Source organism: Streptomyces sp. NPDC005863 (genome assembly GCF_042871345.1).
In the GTDB taxonomy this organism is placed as follows: domain Bacteria; phylum Actinomycetota; class Actinomycetes; order Streptomycetales; family Streptomycetaceae; genus Streptomyces.
Genome location: NZ_JBIAII010000012.1, coordinates 1 through 16343, shown reverse-complemented (window position 1 = coordinate 16343; position 16343 = coordinate 1). Strand labels below are relative to the sequence as shown.

The following is a 16343-nucleotide window of genomic DNA, read 5'->3' as shown; positions in this document are numbered from 1 at the left end:
TTCAATGCGGCGTATGGCAGCCCGTCGCACGACCTCGCACAGCACGTCGCCGCAGCAAGAGGGCGGTGCGGCCGAGGAGTTGCCGCCCACCGCCCGGGCGGTGCTCGGACTGCTCTCCTTCCCCGGGGAGCGGACCGGCTACGAACTCAAGAAGTGGGCCGACGCCTCGCTCCGCTTCTTCTACTGGTCACCCGCCATCAGCCAGATCTACGCGGAGCTGCGCCGCCTGGAAGCGCTCGGTTACGCGACCTCGCGGCGCTCGGGGCCCGAGGAGCCGCGCGCCAAGCGGTCGTACGCCATCACCGAGGAGGGCAGGGCGGCGCTCGCGGCGTGGGCGGGCGGCGGGCGGGACGCCGGGCCTCCCGTCCTGAAGCACCCGTTGCTGTTGCGGGTCTGGCTCGGGCATCTGACGGCGCCGGACCATCTCCGGGCCCTGGTCACGGAGCACATCGCGCAGACGGAGCGTGAACTGGCGGAGGTGCGGGAGGCGCTCGCGCTGGCCACGGGGACCGAGGCGTGGTCCCACCCTCAGGTCGCCCTGCGCTGGAGCGAGCGGCGCCTGGTGGCGGAGGTGGAGCTGGCGGAGGCGATGCTCGGTGACCTCGCGGGGCCGGGGGCGGCCGGGGCTTCCGCGGATTCGGCACAGGGTGCGCCCGGGGCTGACGCGGACCCGACGCAGGGTGCGCCCGGGACTTCCATGGCCCCGGCACCCGCCGCGCTCGCGCTCCCCGTACCGCACCAGACCCAGCCACCCCACAAAGCCCAACCACCCCGCAGACCTCAGCCACCCCACCCCCCGCGTCAACCCTCCGAGGACGCGCCCACGCCCGGGTGAAGCGGCTCGCCCCCGTGGGGCCCCGGGCGGTAGGACGGGCGGGGTCAGCCGTCCCCGCCATCCGGAGCAGCGCACCCGTGAGCACCCGTGCCGTCCTTGTCGCCGCCCTGATCACCGGGCTCCTGCTCGGCATCGCCGGAACCAGGGCAGAGGGTTCCGGTCACCCTCGTCCGCACGGTTCCCTCACCGTCCCCGGCCATTAGGCTGCGACATTGCCGCGCGGCTCCATCCGTCCTCGTCGCGCGGTCGCCGAGCCTCCGTCGACGGAAGCGAGTGGATCTTGAACTTCCTCACCATCGGTCATCGCGGGGTCATGGGCGTCGAGCCCGAGAACACCCTGCGTTCCTTCGTCGCCGCGCAAGCGGCGGGCCTCGATCTCATCGAGCTGGATCTGCATCTGAGCAAGGACGGCGCCCTGGTCGTCATGCACGATGCCGACGTGGCCCGTACGACCGACGGCAAGGGACCGATCGCCGAGAAGACCCTCTCCGAACTGCGCGAGCTCGACGCGGGGCGCGGCGAGCGGGTGCCCACCTTCGAGGAGGTCCTGGACGCCGTGAAGGCGCCACTGCAGGCGGAGATCAAGGATGTCGCGGCCGCCCGCGCCCTCGCCGAGGTCATGCTCCGCCGCGATCTGGTCGCCCGCGTCGAGGTGCTGTCCTTCCACGACGAGGCGGTCGCGGAGATCGCGCGCCTGGTCCCTGGGGTGCGCACCGCGCTCGTCGCCAGCCGCTTCGGCACCGACGTGGTGGACCGCGCCACCGCCGTCGGCGCGACCACTCTGGTCCTCAACATCCGGCGGCTGACGCTGGAGATCGTCGAGCGGGCCAGGAAGGCCGACCTGCGGATCATCGGCTGGGTCGTGAACACCCAGGACGATCTGCGTCTGGTGCGGGCGCTGCAGCTGGACGGCGCGACCACCGACTATCCCGAGATCAAGCGCACGGGCCGCTTCACGGCCTGACCACCGGCCTTAGACGAGCTCCTTGACCAGGAGTTCGAACTCCAGGTCGGCGCGCTGCGGGATGCCGAAGCGCTCGTCGCCGTACGGGAAGGGGGTCGTCTCTCCCGTACGGCGGTAGCCGCGGCGCTCGTACCAGGCGATGAGGTCCTCGCGGGCGTTGATCACGGTCATGTGCATCTCGCGGACGCCCCACGTCGCGCGGGCGATGCGCTCGGCCTCGGCGATGATCTCCTTGCCGAGCCCCGCGCCCTGCAGCACCGGGCTCACCGCGAACATCCCGAAGTAGGCGTGGTCGCCGCGGTGTTCGAGCTGGCAGCAGGCGACGAGCGCGCCGTCCCGCTCGACGGCGAGGAGGCGGCTCTCGGTCTTCTCGATGACCGCGGCGACGCCCTGCGGGTCGGTCCGCTGCCCTTCGAGGATGTCCGCCTCGGTGGTCCACCCGGCCCGGCTCGAGTCCCCCCGGTACGCCGACTCGATCAGCGCGACGAGCGCGTCGACGTCGGCGGCGGTGGCGTCCCGGTAGGTGAGCTCGCCGGGGGTGGGGCGCAGGGCGCTGTCCATGGTGCTGACTCTCCGATGCTCGGCACGGTGTGGCTGAGCCGAGCCTAACCTCTCGCCCGGAGCCGCTAGGGTGCGGCCGCATGGTGTATGTACTGAGCAGCAGGACCCTGGTACGCCCCACCGATCCGGAGCGCTCCCGCGCCTTCTACGGGGAGGCGCTCGGTCTCGCCGTCTACCGCGAGTTCGGCACGGGCCCCGAGCGCGGCACGGTCTACTTCCTCGGCGGCGGCTTCCTGGAGGTCTCCGGCCGCTCCGAGGCGCCTCCCACGCCGGGGCTGCGGTTGTGGCTCCAGGTGGCGGACGTCCGGGCGGCGCACGATGAGCTGGTCCGCGCCGGCGTCGAGGTGCTGCGGCCGCCGGAGCGCGAGCCGTGGGGGCTCGTGGAGATGTGGATCTCCGATCCGGACGGGATCAGGATCGTCCTCGTCGAGGTCCCGCAGGACCATCCGATCCGCTTCCGCCCCGGGATCTGAGGAGCGGCGGCACGGGAAGGGCGTGAGTGCACCGCCTCGCGACACCCCACGCACACCTCACGCCCTGTGAAGCACGTCACACGAGCAATCCATCCGGGATGCAGGGGTACAAGGCCACGGGTACGGTCCGCAGAAGATCAAATACAGCTTTGACCGATCTGACGGCCCTGAAGTCGATCTCCCCACAGCTCAGGAGAGACATCACATGGCAGCTCCCCGGATCCTCATCGTCGGCGGCGGTTTCGCCGGCATGGAGTGCGCTCACAAGCTGGAGAAGAAGCTCTCCCCCCACGAGGCGGAGCTGCGGCTGATCAGCCCACAGGACCACCAGCTGTATCTGCCCCTGCTGCCGCACGTCGCGTCCGGAGTGCTCACTCCGCAGTCGGTCGCCGTGCCGCTGCGCCGGATGCTGCGCCGCACCAAGATCGTGCCGGGCGGCGCCGTCGGCATCGATCCCAAGGCCAAGGCCGTGGTCGTACGGAAGATCAACGGCGAGGAGGTCGTGGAGCGCTACGACTACCTGGTCCTGACGCCCGGCAGCGTCACCCGGCAGTTCGACATCCCCGGCGTCGCCGAGCACGCGGTGGGCGTCAAGACGCTCGCGGAGGCCGCCTGGATCCGCGACCACGTCATCTCCCAGCTGGACCTGGCCGCGGCGAGCTCCAGCCGCGAGGAGCGGGAGCAGCGGCTGCAGTTCGTGGTGGTCGGCGGCGGTTACGCGGGCGTGGAGACGGCCGCGTACCTGCAGCGCCTGACGTGCGCGGCGGTCAAGCGCTATCCGGGCCTTGACGTGTCGCAGATCAAGTGGCACGTGGTCGACGTCGCCCCGAAGCTGATGCCGGAGCTCGGCGATCGGCTCGGCGAGAAGGCGATGGAGATCATGCAGCGCCGCGGGGTGCACGTCTCGCTCGGGGTGTCCGTCGCCAAGGCGACCGAGGACACCGTCACCCTCACCGACGACCGGGTCCTGCCGTGCCGCACGCTGATCTGGACGGCGGGCGTCGCGCCGAGCCCGCTCATCGCGACGCTGGACGCCGAGACGAACAAGGGCCGGCTCGTCGTCCGGCCCGACCTGACGGTTCCCGGGGTCGACGGCGTCTTCGCGCTCGGCGACGCGGCGGCCGTGCCGGACCTCGCCAAGGGCGGCGACGCGATCTGCCCGCCCACCGCGCAGCACGCGATGCGCCAGGGCTGGGCGGCGGCGAAGAACGTCCTGGCCGCGCTGCGCGGCTTCCCGCTCACCGACTACCGGCACAAGGACATGGGGCTGGTCGTCGACCTCGGCGGGATCCAGGCCGTGTCGAAGCCGCTGGGCGTGCAGCTGACCGGGCTGCCCGCCCAGGTCGTGGCGCGCGGCTACCACCTCGGCGCCCTGCGCACGGTCACCGCCCGCTTCCGCACGGCCGCCAACTGGGGCCTCAACGCGCTCGCCGGCGACGACTACGTACGCACCGGTTTCCAGGCCCAGCGTCCCGCCACGCTCGCGGACTTCGAGAAGACGGACGCGTATCTGACGCAGGAGCAGATCGACGAACGGATCGCTGCCTCGGTGTGACGGTGCGACGTGTGGTGAGGGCCCGGGGGTAGTCCGTCCGGGCCCTCACCCGTGGGAGAGGGGCCCATCGGCCCATCGGCCCGCGGGCCGTGCGGGTCAGCTCTGTTGGAACGTGGTGCGCAAGCGGTAGCGCTCGCCGCTGTACTCGACGGTCGAGAGCAGCAGGGGCCGCTGTTCTCGGGTGTAGATGGTCTGGTCGAGGGCGAGCACCGGTGAGCCGGTCGGAATCCGCAGATGACCGGCGAGTGCGGGGTCGGCGTTGCGGGCCTCGATGGTCACCTCGGAGCGGTCCAACTCGACGCCGCGGGAACGGAGTTCCTCGAAGAGGGAGGCTGAGGCGAAGTCGGCGTCCTCGATGCCGGGCGCGAACCGGGTGACGAGGAGCGTGCGGTCGACGGCGACGCGGACGTCGTCGAGGAGCCGGACCCGGTCGAGCCGCAGCAGCGCGGTGCCCGCCGGCACGTCGAGCCGGTCGGCGTCGTCGAGGGAGGCCACGGCCGCCTCCTGGCGCAGGACGAGGGAGCCAGGGGTCATGTGCTTGCGGCGGGCGGTCGCGGTGAACGACTCCAGGTCGTTGGGCCACTCCCGGGCGGGGACGGGCTCGGCGACGAACCAGCCGCGCCCGTGCGAGGCGGTGAGCAGCCCCTGCTCGACGAGGTGCAGCAGGGACTTGCGCAGGGTGACGCGGGAGATGTCGAAGCGGGCGCAGAGGTCCCGCTCGGAGGGCAGCCGGGCTCCGGGGCCGAGTCCGCGCCGGTCGATCTCCTCGCGGATCAGGTCGGCCGCCTGCGACCACAGGGGCTGAGCACCACTGGCGCGCTGGGGCGCCCGGCCCGACGGGGCCTGCTCCGGCATGCGTGAACCTCCAGGTCAGCGAGGGGCAACAATACCACTGTCTACCACCTGGGACCGGCCGTAGATCCCGGCCCGGAAAGGGCCTAGGACCCGAACCCGACCCGCACAAGACCTCAACCCTCGACCGATCGAATACCACTATTGACCAGTTGCAGACCACTGCTTACCTTGTGAGGGCAGCGCGAGTGCCGCGAGTGCACCGACGCGACCCAGCACGACGGAGGAACACGGATGAGTACGGCGACCGCGAAGAAGCGAGCCGGCAGCGGAGTCATGGCGGTCATGCAGCGCATCGGGCGCAGCCTGATGCTGCCCGTGGCCGTGCTGCCCGCCGCCGCCGTCCTGCTGCGCCTCGGCAAGGACGACCTCCTCGGCCGTGAGGCGTTCCCCGAGGTCATCCGGAAGTTCGGCATGATCCTGTCCTCCGGCGGCCAGGCGGTCTTCGACAATCTGCCGCTGCTCTTCGCGATAGGTGTCGCCATCGGCTTCGCCAAGAAGGCGGACGGCTCGACGGCTCTCGCCGCCGCCGTCGGCTACATCGTCTTCAAGAACGTCCTGGCCAGCCCGGCCTTCCCGCACGGCGTCGACGGCAAGCCGCTGGACGCCAAGGTGCTCGGCGGCATCGTGATGGGCCTGGTCTGCGCCCTGCTCTACCAGCGGTTCAGCCGCACCAAGCTGCCCGAGTGGCTGGGCTTCTTCGGCGGCCGCCGGCTGGTGCCGATCCTCAGCGCCTTCGCGGGCGTCGTCATCGGCACGGCCTTCGGTCTCATCTGGCCGACCGTCGGCAGCTGGTTCTTCCACTTCGGCGAGTGGCTCGTGGGCACCGGGGCCTGGGGCGCGGGCCTGTTCGGCCTGGTCATCCGCGCGCTGATCCCGGTCGGGATGCACCACTTCTTCTCGTTCTTCCCGTGGTTCGAGGCCGGCAGCTTCACCAACCCGCAGACGGGCGCGCAGGCGCACGGCGACATCGCCCGCTTCCTCGCCGGCGACCCGAGCGCGGGCCAGTTCATGACCGGCGGCTTCCCCATCTACATGTTCGCGCTGCCCGCCGCGGCCCTCGCGATGGCGCACACCGCACGCCCCGAGAACCGCAAGGTCGTCAAGGGCATGATGATCTCGGTCGCGCTGACCTCCTTCGTCACGGGCGTGACCGAGCCGCTCGAGTTCAGCTTCATGTTCGTGGCGCCCGTCCTCTACGCGATCCACGCGGTGCTCTTCGGCGTCTCGATGGCCGTCTGCTACGCGCTCGGGATCCGGGACGGCTTCGGCTTCTCGTCCGGTGCGATCGACTACGTACTCAACTACGGCATCGCCACGAAGCCATGGCTGCTCATCCCCATCGGCCTGGTCTTCGCCGCGCTCTATTACGTGCTCTTCCGGTTCGCCATCGTCAGGTTCGACCTGCCCACACCGGGCCGGGAACGGATCGAGGACCCGGCCGACGAGCCCACCCCGGCCGCCGGCGACCCCGCCGCACCGAGCCCCGAGCCGACCGGCACCGCCCCGGCCGCCCCCAACTCCCCCACGCCGCCGAAGGCTTGACGCCCCCACCTCCAGCCCGAGCGGCACCCCCGAAAGGAACCACCCCCCATGTCCGGATCCCGCATCACCTTCCAGGCCGGCCAGGACGCACAGCCCGAGGCCCTGGAGCGGATCGCCGCGCACCTGCGCACCCAGCTCGCCGCCGCCTCCCTGGCCGGCCTGCGCTCGGTCCGGCGCCCGCTGTTCACCGGCATCGGCGCCTCGTACGCGGCGCTCGCCGTGCCGGTCGCGGTGCTCCGCGCCCACGGTGTGGCCGCCCAGCGCGCCCAGTCCGACGAGGTCGAGACCGGGCTGACCGGCTTCGACACGGATCTGCTGCTCGGCGTCTCGCAGGGCGGCCGCAGCTCCGAGACGCTCGCCGCGTTCAAGGCGGCCGGTGACGCGTCGACCCTCGCGGTCCTGAACGTCACCCCGTCCCCGCTCGGCGACCTCGCCGAGCTCCGCGTCGACCTGGGCAACGAGCCCGACTCGTACGCCTCCACCGTGGGCTTCACCGGCACGGTCGTCGCCCTCGACCTGCTCGCGGGGGCCATCGCGGGCCGCGGCGAGGACCCCTGGCACGGCATCGCCGCGCAGCTGAGGACGGTCCGCGAACGGGCCGCCGAGGCGATCGCCCCGGTGAGCGCCCGGGCCGGCGGCTGCGTCGCCGCCGACTGTGTCGCGAGCGGCGCCTCACGCGCCGCCGCCGAGGAGACGGCCCTGCTGCTGCGCGAGGTGCCGCGGATGCCCGCCGCCGCCTCGACGACCCGCACCTATCTGCACGGCGAGATGGAGTCGGCGGGCAACACCCTCCACGTCGTCCTCGGCGACGGCCGCGAGGTCGACCTGGCCCGCTCGCTGTCCGGGGCCGGTCACCTCACGCTCCTCGTCACCACCGAGGAGGTGCCCGCCACCGACGACCTCGCGGTGGTCCGCCTCCCCCGGACCGCGGCCGCCCCGCGCGTCGTCCTCGAGACGGTGGTGGCCCAGGAGCTGGTCCGTGCGCTGAGCGCCGAACGCGGCGTGCCCATCGAGGCGTTCGTGTTCGCCAACGACGACACCAAGGAGGGCGGCGTGGACCCCGGCGACTTCGCCATCGGCTCACCGGAGCTGACCCGCGCCTGACCCGTCACTCGGCCGTCGACTACGACGCCGGCACGTCCTGCCGTCCGGATGGCGCAGGACGTCTCGAATCCTTCGGTTCAGCGGTGCATCGAACTGGCACGATCCCAGGATGACTTCGTCGATATCCGAGTCGTGGATCCGTATAGAGGCTTGGCTCGTCCTGCACGCACCTCGAACGTTTGCTGCCCTTGAACCCCCGGCGGAGCGCTCGGCAATTGCTGTGGCTGAACAGGCCGTCCGACAGTCATTCCCCGAGCCGTTGGTGGAGTCCTTGTTGCGGCACAACGGCATGGGCCACTACGACCTGCTGCCGCCGTTCTGGTCTTTGCTCGATGTACAGGGCATCGCGAGGGCCTGGCAGACAAGCATGAAGATCTATGGAGACGAGCTGGCGGGTGCAGAGGAAGGCGATCCGGACGGGGAGTACGGGCCGTGGTGGCATGCCCAGTGGATCCCCTTCGCCTTTGACGGTTCAGGAGATTACCTCGTCATCGATCAGCGTCCCTACCGTCGCCGGGGAAGGATCGGCAATGCCGATCATGAAACAGGATGCTCCTTTTCGCGCCACCCCATGTGGGAGTCGCTTCCGTCTCTCCTGAATGCGACAGCTACGGCTCTGGAGACTGGCGAGTCAGTCGACGGTTACAGGCCTGTCGCGGTCGATGAGGATGAACTGGACTGGGAGTTCTGATGCTCAGGCTGCTACGACGGCCTGGGGGAAGCGGGGCTTGGCTGCATTCGGGTGGATGGGCGGCCGAGTGAGGCGGCGTGTCATGAGCGTGATCGAGGCGAGGGTGAGCATCGCCTCGGAGTGTGCGGGCCGGCTCTCGTGATCCCGGACATTCCGACGCGCATGCAACAACCACGCCGGCGACCTCTCCACCACCCAGCGCCTCGGGAGAATCACGAAGCCCTTCGCATCCTTGGGCCTACTCACGGTCTTGATGGTCAGGTGGAGGAAGGACTTGGCCCAGGCGACGAGCGTGTCCGCGTAGGCCAGGTCGGCCCGGACGATGGTGATTTCGGGGTGCATCAGCCGTAGCCGGAAGAGAGCTCCACGCGCCGCACGCAATCAGCTGAATAGTGGAGGGGTGTTGAGACCTGCTGGCTGGCCGCCCGGGGAACAGGAACCGTGTGCCGTCAGAGGCTTCATGGAACATCGAGGAGCTTCCCGGCCCGCTGATCTGCTGCTCAGTGAGACGGGCCAGCTTGGGCGGCAGAAGGACGGGGTTGCTGCCGATGGTGAGGTAAGCGTCGTCCCCGTCCCGGTGGTGCGGCCCTTGGGTGGTGCGGGAGGCGCGGCCGGGGCCGGACGCCCGCCGACAACCGCGGCGGGTCTGTCGGCAGGCGCCCGGCCATCTGCGGCGTACGGGCCCTATCGGCGTGGGGTCAGCCGCGGACACCGAAGTCGACGCGGTCGGCCAGACCGGCGGCGGCAAAGGCGGCGACGAGCTCGTCGCGGCCCTCGGTGAAGTGGGCCCAGCTGTCGTAGTGGACGGGGACGACGCGGCCGGCATCGAGGATTTTCGCGGCCTGGGCGGCCTGGGCGCTGTTAAGGACGATCACCTGGCCGTTGAAGACGTCGGGGAAGCGGGGAGCTCCGGCGAAGAGCAGGGCCGTGTCCACCGGGGCGAAACGCTCGGCGATCTCCTGGACCGCGTCGAGAGAGGCATTGTCGCCGCTGACGTAGACGGTGGGCAAGCCCTCGCCGGTCAGGACGAATCCGACGACCTCGCCGCAGATCGGCTCGACGTCCTCGCGCTTGCCGGGTCCGTGGATGGCGGGCACGCCGGTCACGGTGATCATGCCGGGCCCGCCGTCCCGACGCTCCAGCTCGATCGACTGCCAGTCGGCGAGGCCAGTGGCCGACTGCCCCAGACGCTCCCCGCCGCCAGGGGTGGTGAGCGTGAGCGGGACGTCAGCGAGCAGGGCCCGGCCGGAGACGTCGAGGTTGTCGGCGTGCTCGTCGTGCGAGAGCAGGACCACGTCGACGCGGCCGAGATCAGCCGGGCTGCCGTCAGCCGCCGCCGTCTTGGTCAGCACGACGGCCGGCGCCTGGTGCTCGCCGGGACCGTCGAAGGTCGGGTCGGTGACAAAGCGCAGGCCGCCGTACTCAAAGAGGGCCGTCGGGCCGCCGAAGACGCGGACGGGGAACGGGGCGGTCTGCAGGGTAGGGGAAGACACGAAAGAAGTTCCTCACGGATGGAGTGCGTGTTAACCGTGACACGACAGTAGACGCGCCTCACGGATGAACGCAACCCGTACCATGAGAAGCGTGGAAGAGATCGCGATGGAAGAAGCAGCCCTCCCGCCCGCGCCGGGCGAAGCAGAGCACCTCGCTCTAGCCCTGGCCAACAGCGCCGTCGCACTGCCCGGCAGGCACACGGCCGACCTCCTGGGCACCCCGGAGCGGGCCGAGCAATGGTTGGCGCAGCGCGACCTCGCCCCAACCGGAGCAGGCTTGGCGGAGGTCTGCGCTACACAGCTGCGCTCACTCCGTGAACAGGTCAGGTCACTCCTGGCTTGCCGCGTCGCCGATCAGCCCGCCCTGCCCGCCGCCGTTACGGCGATCAACAACGCGATGACCTGCGTCCCGACCGCCCCCCTGCTCGTGTGGGACGAGGAGACCGGCCCCTACCGCGCCACCCCCCACCCCACCACCGCGATCGTCGAGCACGCCCTGGCGGTCATCGCTGCCGGCACCGCCGACCTGCTCACCTCCCCCGACGCCGCCCGCCTGGCCGCCTGCGCCTCCCCTCCGTGCAACCGCTTCCTGCTCAAGCACGGCCGCCGCCAGTGGTGCTCTACTCGCTGCGGCGACCGCGCCCGCGCCGCCCGCGCCTACGCCCGCCGCACCCCGATGGACTGACATGATCCTTGCGGATTGCCGTACACAGCTCGACCTTCGACTGCGAGTTACCCATCAGGCCCCCAGCAGCAGCGGCACACCCCCCAGTCACACCGCAAGCCCCGGCTGACGTCAAAACAGAGGCTCTGGTCCACTTCTTGTGGGTGCGTACGCAGGGTGCCCGTTGATCTTCGCGTGATGCCGGTTGAGTTCGCCCGAAAATCGTCCAACTGGATGGCGGCGTGGTCGACAGTTTTTCGCCGTGAACGAAGTGCTGCCACAGCTGGATGAGCTGTTGTTCTCCTCGGTCGAGGGCGTGTTGGTGGAGTCGGTCGAGGTGACCGACACGGCCGTCCGGATCGAGGCTCGTACGACCACAGGGCGGGCGGCCTGCCCAGGGTGCGGGTGCTGGGCGGGCCGAATACATGGCTCTTACCTGCGATTTCCGCATGACCTGCCGACAGCGGGCAAGCTCGTTGTGGTGTCTCTACGCGTGCGGCGGTTCGTCTGCGCGGAGGACTGCTGCCCGCGCAAGACCTTCGCCGAGCAAATCCCGGGACTCACCCGCAGGTTCGGGCGACGGACCGAGCGGCTGCGGTCGACTCTGGTGGCGGTCGGTCTTGCGCTCGCGGGCCGGGCCGGTGCCCGGGTGGCGGGCGCCTTCAAGGTTCCGGTCAGCCGGAACCCCCTGTTGAGGCTGATCGCCTCCCTTCCGGACCCCGCCGTCGCAGCACCCCGCGTGGTCGGCGTGGACGAGTACGCCCAGCGCAAGGGCCGTGTCTACGGAACCGTGCTCGTCGACGTCGAGACACGTCGGCCGGTCGACCTCCTTCCCGACCGGGAGGCTGACACGCTCGCGGCCTGGCTCGCCGAGCGGCCCGGCATCGAGATCATCTGCCGTGACCGGACAACCTTCTTCGCCGAAGGAGCCACCCGCGGCGCCCCACAGGCCCTCCAGGTCGCCGATCGATGGCACCTCTGGCACAACCTGGGAGAAACCGTCGAAAATCGCGTCTACCGGCACCGCGGCTGCTTGCGCCCCACGCCGGCTCAGCCGGAGCAACCGCAGGAAGAGAGGCGGAGCCGACCGCGTCGTCGCCCTGGCCGACAGGGCACCGGTTCGCCGAACGAACCCGCGCCAAACACGCCACCATCCACGCGCTCCTCGCCGCCGGTCACAGCAAGCGGTCCGTCGCCCGGCAACTCGGGATGACCCTCAACACGATCTTGCGCTTCTCCCGCGCCACGACTCCGGAAGAGATGTTCACCGGTCAGTGGCAAAGCCGTGCCACCAGGCTCGACGACTACAAGCCTTACCTCGATCAGCGCTGGCAGGAAGGCTGCACCAACGCCTGGAAACTGTGGGAGGAGATCAAGGAACAGGGCTATCCACGCGGATACGCAAGCGTCCGCGACTACGTCAGCAGGCCCCTTCGCGGTAAGCCCCAACCGGTCGGCCCCCGGCACCATCCGCCCGCGCCGTCACCCGCTGGATCCTCACGCACCCCGACGCGCTACCCGAAGGCGACCGGATCCAGCTCAAAGCCGCTCTGGCCAACTGCCCCGAGCTGACGGCACTCACCGAACACGTGCGCTCCTCCGCCCACATACTCACGCACCTGCACGGCGACCAGCTCGCCGAATGGATCGAAGCATCCAGCGCCACCACTGAACTGCCCAGCCTCCGCCACTTCGCTCAGCACCTCCTGCGCGATCTCGACGCTGTCACCGCCGGCCTCACCCTCCCCTGGAACTCCGGCGTCGTGGAGGGCCATGTCAACCGGATCAAAATGCTCAAGCGTCAGATGTTCGGCCGTGCAGGATTCGCCTTGCTTCGCAAACGAGTCCTCCTGGCCACCTGAGCGTTTGCCAGTGTCTGCTGGAATGCTGGCTCCGTCCGCGAGAGCGATACCAGGAGCCGTGCATGGGAACGTGGGGAACAGGCCCATTCGACAGCGATCTCGCTGCGGACTTCGTCGACGAACTCGAGGGAATGACTTCTCAGAAGGTCATCGAAGTGCTCGAGCAAGCATTCCAGCGAGTCACAGATTCCGGAGCACGCGTGGACGGCGGCACCGGCACCGAAGCGGTGGCCGCCGCGGCTCTCGTTGCCGGCTCCATCCCGGGCAGCAGGATTGTGATCGACCCTGATGATGGACCCAGAGAACCTCTGCCGCAGCTTCCGCTGGCTCTCCGCTCGTCAGCCGTGCTCGCTCTGCAACGTGTACTCCAAGACGGATCTGGACTGGTGACCGGCTGGGTGGACAGTGCCGACGCCGCTCAGTGGCGCCACGAGGTCCAACGGATCACGGAGGCCCTGGGACCGTTCGAGCACGATCAGTAGCCGCGCCACACCAAGTGGACCAGAGCCCCAACTGACGTTCACAGCCAGGGGCCCGAGGTGTGCGCGGCTTCGGGCGGGTTCCGCTGGAGCGAGGAGCCGAGAAGTTCACCGCTCAGGTTGAAGCTTCCCGGACAACTCCGCGACAAGGTCGCGGACGTACGCCTCATCCGTACCGGGGATCGAGAAGACCACCCGGAAGTAGAGCGGCGCAACGATCCGATCCAAGACCCGCTCCATGGATGGGGGCGCATCGCCGCGCTCGCGCGCCGCGTCGAGAACGGGGCGGAAGCGCTCGCTGACCCTGCGCAGGCATTCACGCAGTCCGTCGTGCCGCTCGTCGACGTCGGGCGCGACCTCGGCGCGGAAGAACGCGATGCCACCGGGCCGGGAGAGCTCCGCCAGCGTCCAGACCGCCTGATTCTCCAGGTCGGTGCGCAGGTCTCCGACGAGCGGGGGCGCGCCGGCGTCGCCGCGGTGCTGGGCGACGTCGGCCAGAAGCGCGGCGACCGTACCCCAACGCCGGTAGAGGGTACTGGAGTTGACCCCTGCGCGCCGCGCCACGGCGGGGAGGGTCACCTGGTCGGCGCCGACCTCACCCACCAGCGCGACCGCGGCACTGTGCACGGCGGCACGGACGCGGGTGCTACGGCCGCCGGGCCGCTTCGTCGATGCGTCTGCGTTCACCCCTCCACCCTAAAGCAAAGAGTTGCGCCTTAGCGAGTACAGGGCTTACGGTCACACTAAAGCGGAGATCACCGCTTTAGTGCTGTGAAAGGAATGCCATGTCCACCAACGAAGCCCCCCTCGCCCTCGGGCGCACCTTCCACCAGGCCCTTGTCTCGGGCGACTGGGAGGGCATCCGGGCCCTGCTGCACGACGACGCCACCTGGACCCTGCCCGGCGACAACACCATCTCCGGCACAGCCGACGGCGCCGACGCGGTGGTGGAGCGCGCTCAGCTGATCGCCTCGTACGGCCTCGACTTCGAGCTGCTGCATCTCCTGGTCAGCAGGGAGAACATGGCTCTCTCCCTGCACAACACCGCGCACCGGGAGGACGCCGTGCTGGACGAGTACCTGGCCACGGTCTGCCGGCTCCGCGACGGAAAGATCGCGAGTATCGAGACCTATCTCTCCGACGTGCCCGGGATGAACGCCTTCTTCGTCTGACGACTCCGGCTTGGGTTCTGACCTTGGACCGGCTCCTCGCTCCAGCGCGCCCATGACTCGGCTCGCTCGTCATCTGCCCGAGCCGGGAGATGGGTGGCGGATACCGCGGAGACGGGGCCAGCAAGTCGTCTGAGGTTGAGACCCAAGCTCAGCTTGAATTTTAACCTTCGGCCGGCATGTCGAGGCGACAGTGAGCCGCTGGTTCAGCCACTTACCGAAGGCGCGCCTTCAGGGGCACTCAGCATGGCCGGTGGCAGATAGGCCGATTGAACCCGCAAGTCCCAGCCGTGTACCTGGACTGCCAGTGCGGTCAGGGCGATGGCCTTGTGCGGTAGGAGGCTGCGGGGCGGCGCATCGGCGGGTGCACTCTCCCGGTGATGGACAAGACGGTGCTCCAGGGCTTGTTCGAAAGCCACTTGGTCATCCTCCAAGAGCACGCGCAGCAGACGCTGATCCGGCGTCAGCGCATCGAGCGCATCCAGCTGCCGCTGCGCATCGGCGCGCTCGCCGGCAGTCGGCCTGCACAGCGTCTCCGACGGCAAGTGGCGGGGAAGGTGCCCTTCAGCCCGTGGGGTGAGGTAGCCGCACAAGGCGTCCATCTCCGCCAGCTCGCCCGGGTCCGACTTCGATTCCAGCTTCGAGTGCGGCACACCACGGCGGATGTCAGGCGCGATGTCGCCGCGCAGCAGCAGCCCGAGGGCCAAGCCCCGTTCCCAGATCATGCCGCTGCTCATAGCCAACGCGAACGCGTCCAGCCATGTCCTCGCGGTGGCCACCTGCTCTACAACGGCCCCGAAGTCCGTCTCCTCGCTGCTGAGTTTCCGGTCGATGAGGGCGAAGGAGACCTCCTGGTCGCCATTGGGGTAGCAGCCGAGGTCCAGGAGTCCCAGGGCGCACTGGGCCGCGGTACGCAGGATGATGTGTGACGGGGCGGTGCCGGGCTCGGGGTCCGCGACCGTGCGGGCGGCTATGTGGTCGAGGAGCTCGTCGCGCATCTTCTGCAACTCCCCATCGGAGTAACAGTCGTACTCCATCGTGTGCCAGCGACTGAAGGCCCGACCCCAGATGTCCTCCAGCGCCTCTTCGATCTGCTGCTCGCTCACGTCATGCCGGGCTACGTCCTTGATCGTCATAACCCTCATCCTGGCAGCCGCCACTGACACCGCAGGGCCCAGGCGTGACCATGCCCGTGGATCCGGTGGTTGCAGGGTCGTGCGGGGGCGAATCCAGCAAAGGTTAAAACTCAAGCCGAGAACCTGTGTCCGAACTACGGGGTGGAGCTCTGGCTGGACACCGCGGTCCTCGCTGATGAGCCGCCGCCTGGCCCGCGTTGTCCTCATCCCCCACAGCAGCGGCCTCCGGCCCGGCGAGCTCGTGCAGGCTGCGTGAGAGCGGGTGCGCGGGCCCCACACGCGGCTGCGCCGGGCGAGGCACGGATGCCAGTGCCGGTGGGCGGCCAGCGCAAGGGCAGGAGACGCCACTCTCGCGTGGTCGAAGCTGAGGTCACTCTCACGGTTCCGGCCGCCGTGATCCTGCATCGGGACGACTTCCAGCGCACCGTCGCCGATGATGAACGAACTCTTCGACAACTACTCGACGGCCTCGCGCAGCCTCTCCACGATCTGCCCGTATCGCCCGATGCTGACGCTACCGATCTGCTCCATACTGGGCATGGCACCCACCTCCTGCCGGGCCGGAGCACGGCCCCATGGCCGTGAACGGGAACCCCGGCCCCCCCCTGGTACGGGCAGAGTCCGCCCGCCGCCGCACCTCGGAAAGGTGCGCCGTCGCGGAGCGCGAAGCGCCCGAAAGCTCTCCGCAAGGCCCGCTGCCGGGCCACTGCGAACGGAGAGCTTGGCGCATACAGAAACCTCTACTGAGGCGCGTGTACGAGATCAACCGGGGTTCAAAGATGGGCTCTCAGAGGTCGTTTTCCTCTGTGCTGCGGTGTTATCTGTAGGTATGCGCCCGATGATGATCTGATGCTGGTGAGTCTGCAGTGCGGCTCGTGGTTGACGAGGCGGATGGTGTGACCTCTGGGGTGAGAGCCGACTTACGCCTGTCTCATTCCAGGACGCCCGGATCTGTGCCGT

General features: G+C 69.6%; 19 protein-coding genes and 1 pseudogene. 14 read left to right on the top strand and 6 right to left on the bottom strand.

From position 1 onward, the window contains the following. The first annotated feature begins 13 nt into the window (after positions 1–13). The 3 genes from ACFYO9_RS31925 (at position 14) to ACFYO9_RS31915 (ending at position 1799) form a co-directional block, all read left to right on the top strand. Positions 14–835 (top strand): PadR family transcriptional regulator, encoded by an 822-nt coding sequence (locus ACFYO9_RS31925; protein ID WP_358775383.1) that lies wholly within the window; start codon positions 14–16, stop codon positions 833–835. A gap of 77 nt (positions 836–912) precedes the next feature. Further along, a complete protein-coding gene (locus tag ACFYO9_RS31920; protein ID WP_355813138.1) occupies positions 913–1038 on the top strand; it encodes a hypothetical protein in 126 nt (41 codons plus the stop codon). Between the two features lie 77 nt (positions 1039–1115). After that, positions 1116–1799 (top strand): glycerophosphodiester phosphodiesterase family protein, encoded by a 684-nt coding sequence (locus ACFYO9_RS31915; protein WP_358775381.1) that lies wholly within the window; start codon positions 1116–1118, stop codon positions 1797–1799. A gap of 9 nt (positions 1800–1808) precedes the next feature. Here the strand turns inward: ACFYO9_RS31915 and ACFYO9_RS31910 are convergent, their stop codons facing one another. Continuing rightward, complete coding sequence (locus tag ACFYO9_RS31910) at positions 1809–2360, bottom strand: GNAT family N-acetyltransferase (protein ID WP_358707760.1); 552 nt, start codon at positions 2358–2360, stop codon at positions 1809–1811. Between the two features lie 80 nt (positions 2361–2440). On the opposite strand from ACFYO9_RS31910, the gene ACFYO9_RS31905 reads away from it, so the two are divergent. Continuing rightward, a complete protein-coding gene (locus tag ACFYO9_RS31905; protein WP_355813147.1) occupies positions 2441–2833 on the top strand; it encodes a VOC family protein in 393 nt (130 codons plus the stop codon). A gap of 205 nt (positions 2834–3038) precedes the next feature. Beyond that, positions 3039–4388, top strand: coding sequence for an NAD(P)/FAD-dependent oxidoreductase (locus ACFYO9_RS31900; protein WP_358775379.1), 1350 nt, complete (start codon positions 3039–3041; stop codon positions 4386–4388). Between the two features lie 96 nt (positions 4389–4484). Here the strand turns inward: ACFYO9_RS31900 and ACFYO9_RS31895 are convergent, their stop codons facing one another. Further along, the gene (locus tag ACFYO9_RS31895) at positions 4485–5243 is read right to left on the bottom strand and encodes a GntR family transcriptional regulator (protein WP_355813152.1); all 759 of its coding nucleotides are present in this window, start codon (positions 5241–5243) and stop codon (positions 4485–4487) included. A 231-nt stretch (positions 5244–5474) separates the two neighbouring features. On the opposite strand from ACFYO9_RS31895, the gene ACFYO9_RS31890 reads away from it, so the two are divergent. The 3 genes from ACFYO9_RS31890 (at position 5475) to ACFYO9_RS31880 (ending at position 8580) form a co-directional block, all read left to right on the top strand. Then, a complete protein-coding gene (locus ACFYO9_RS31890; protein WP_358775377.1) occupies positions 5475–6785 on the top strand; it encodes a PTS transporter subunit EIIC in 1311 nt (436 codons plus the stop codon). Between the two features lie 48 nt (positions 6786–6833). Further along, complete coding sequence (locus ACFYO9_RS31885) at positions 6834–7889, top strand: hypothetical protein (RefSeq protein ID WP_358775375.1); 1056 nt, start codon at positions 6834–6836, stop codon at positions 7887–7889. Positions 7890–7998: 109 nt separating this feature from the next. Further along, the gene (locus ACFYO9_RS31880) at positions 7999–8580 is read left to right on the top strand and encodes an SMI1/KNR4 family protein (protein WP_358775373.1); all 582 of its coding nucleotides are present in this window, start codon (positions 7999–8001) and stop codon (positions 8578–8580) included. A 6-nt stretch (positions 8581–8586) separates the two neighbouring features. Here the strand turns inward: ACFYO9_RS31880 and ACFYO9_RS31875 are convergent. Together ACFYO9_RS31875 and ACFYO9_RS31870 are read right to left on the bottom strand one after the other, a co-directional pair. After that, positions 8587–8952, bottom strand: a pseudogene (locus tag ACFYO9_RS31875) (transposase); the annotation flags it as partial. A gap of 326 nt (positions 8953–9278) precedes the next feature. Next, complete coding sequence (locus tag ACFYO9_RS31870) at positions 9279–10073, bottom strand: MBL fold metallo-hydrolase (RefSeq protein ID WP_355813164.1); 795 nt, start codon at positions 10071–10073, stop codon at positions 9279–9281. Between the two features lie 82 nt (positions 10074–10155). Between ACFYO9_RS31870 and ACFYO9_RS31865 the strand changes: the two genes are divergently transcribed. The 5 genes from ACFYO9_RS31865 (at position 10156) to ACFYO9_RS31845 (ending at position 13081) form a co-directional block, all read left to right on the top strand. Next, on the top strand, positions 10156–10758 hold the full coding sequence (locus tag ACFYO9_RS31865) for a CGNR zinc finger domain-containing protein (RefSeq protein WP_358775371.1): 603 nt from the start codon (positions 10156–10158) through the stop codon (positions 10756–10758). Between the two features lie 241 nt (positions 10759–10999). Then, positions 11000–11950 (top strand): ISL3 family transposase, encoded by a 951-nt coding sequence (locus tag ACFYO9_RS31860; RefSeq protein ID WP_358775370.1) that lies wholly within the window; start codon positions 11000–11002, stop codon positions 11948–11950. Next, positions 11947–12309 carry a hypothetical protein gene (locus ACFYO9_RS31855; protein WP_358775368.1) on the top strand — a complete coding sequence of 121 codons (363 nt, stop codon included), beginning with the start codon at positions 11947–11949 and terminating at the stop codon, positions 12307–12309. Before ACFYO9_RS31860 ends, ACFYO9_RS31855 begins: the two co-directional genes overlap by 4 nt. Continuing rightward, positions 12231–12599, top strand: coding sequence for a transposase (locus tag ACFYO9_RS31850; protein ID WP_358775651.1), 369 nt, complete (start codon positions 12231–12233; stop codon positions 12597–12599). Before ACFYO9_RS31855 ends, ACFYO9_RS31850 begins: the two co-directional genes overlap by 79 nt. 62 nt (positions 12600–12661) lie before the next feature. Then, a complete protein-coding gene (locus tag ACFYO9_RS31845) occupies positions 12662–13081 on the top strand; it encodes a DUF4259 domain-containing protein (RefSeq protein WP_358775367.1) in 420 nt (139 codons plus the stop codon). 105 nt (positions 13082–13186) lie between these two features. On the opposite strand, the gene ACFYO9_RS31840 is transcribed toward ACFYO9_RS31845, so the two are convergent. Next, positions 13187–13765: a TetR/AcrR family transcriptional regulator gene (locus tag ACFYO9_RS31840; protein WP_358775365.1), complete on the bottom strand. Its 579-nt coding sequence runs from the start codon at positions 13763–13765 to the stop codon at positions 13187–13189. Between the two features lie 98 nt (positions 13766–13863). Between ACFYO9_RS31840 and ACFYO9_RS31835 the strand changes: the two genes are divergently transcribed. Further along, complete coding sequence (locus tag ACFYO9_RS31835; RefSeq protein WP_355813179.1) at positions 13864–14250, top strand: nuclear transport factor 2 family protein; 387 nt, start codon at positions 13864–13866, stop codon at positions 14248–14250. Between the two features lie 203 nt (positions 14251–14453). Here ACFYO9_RS31835 and ACFYO9_RS31830 read toward each other — a convergent pair whose 3' ends face one another. Then, complete coding sequence (locus ACFYO9_RS31830) at positions 14454–15383, bottom strand: immunity 49 family protein (RefSeq protein ID WP_358775363.1); 930 nt, start codon at positions 15381–15383, stop codon at positions 14454–14456. Positions 15384–16343 lie beyond the last annotated feature (960 nt).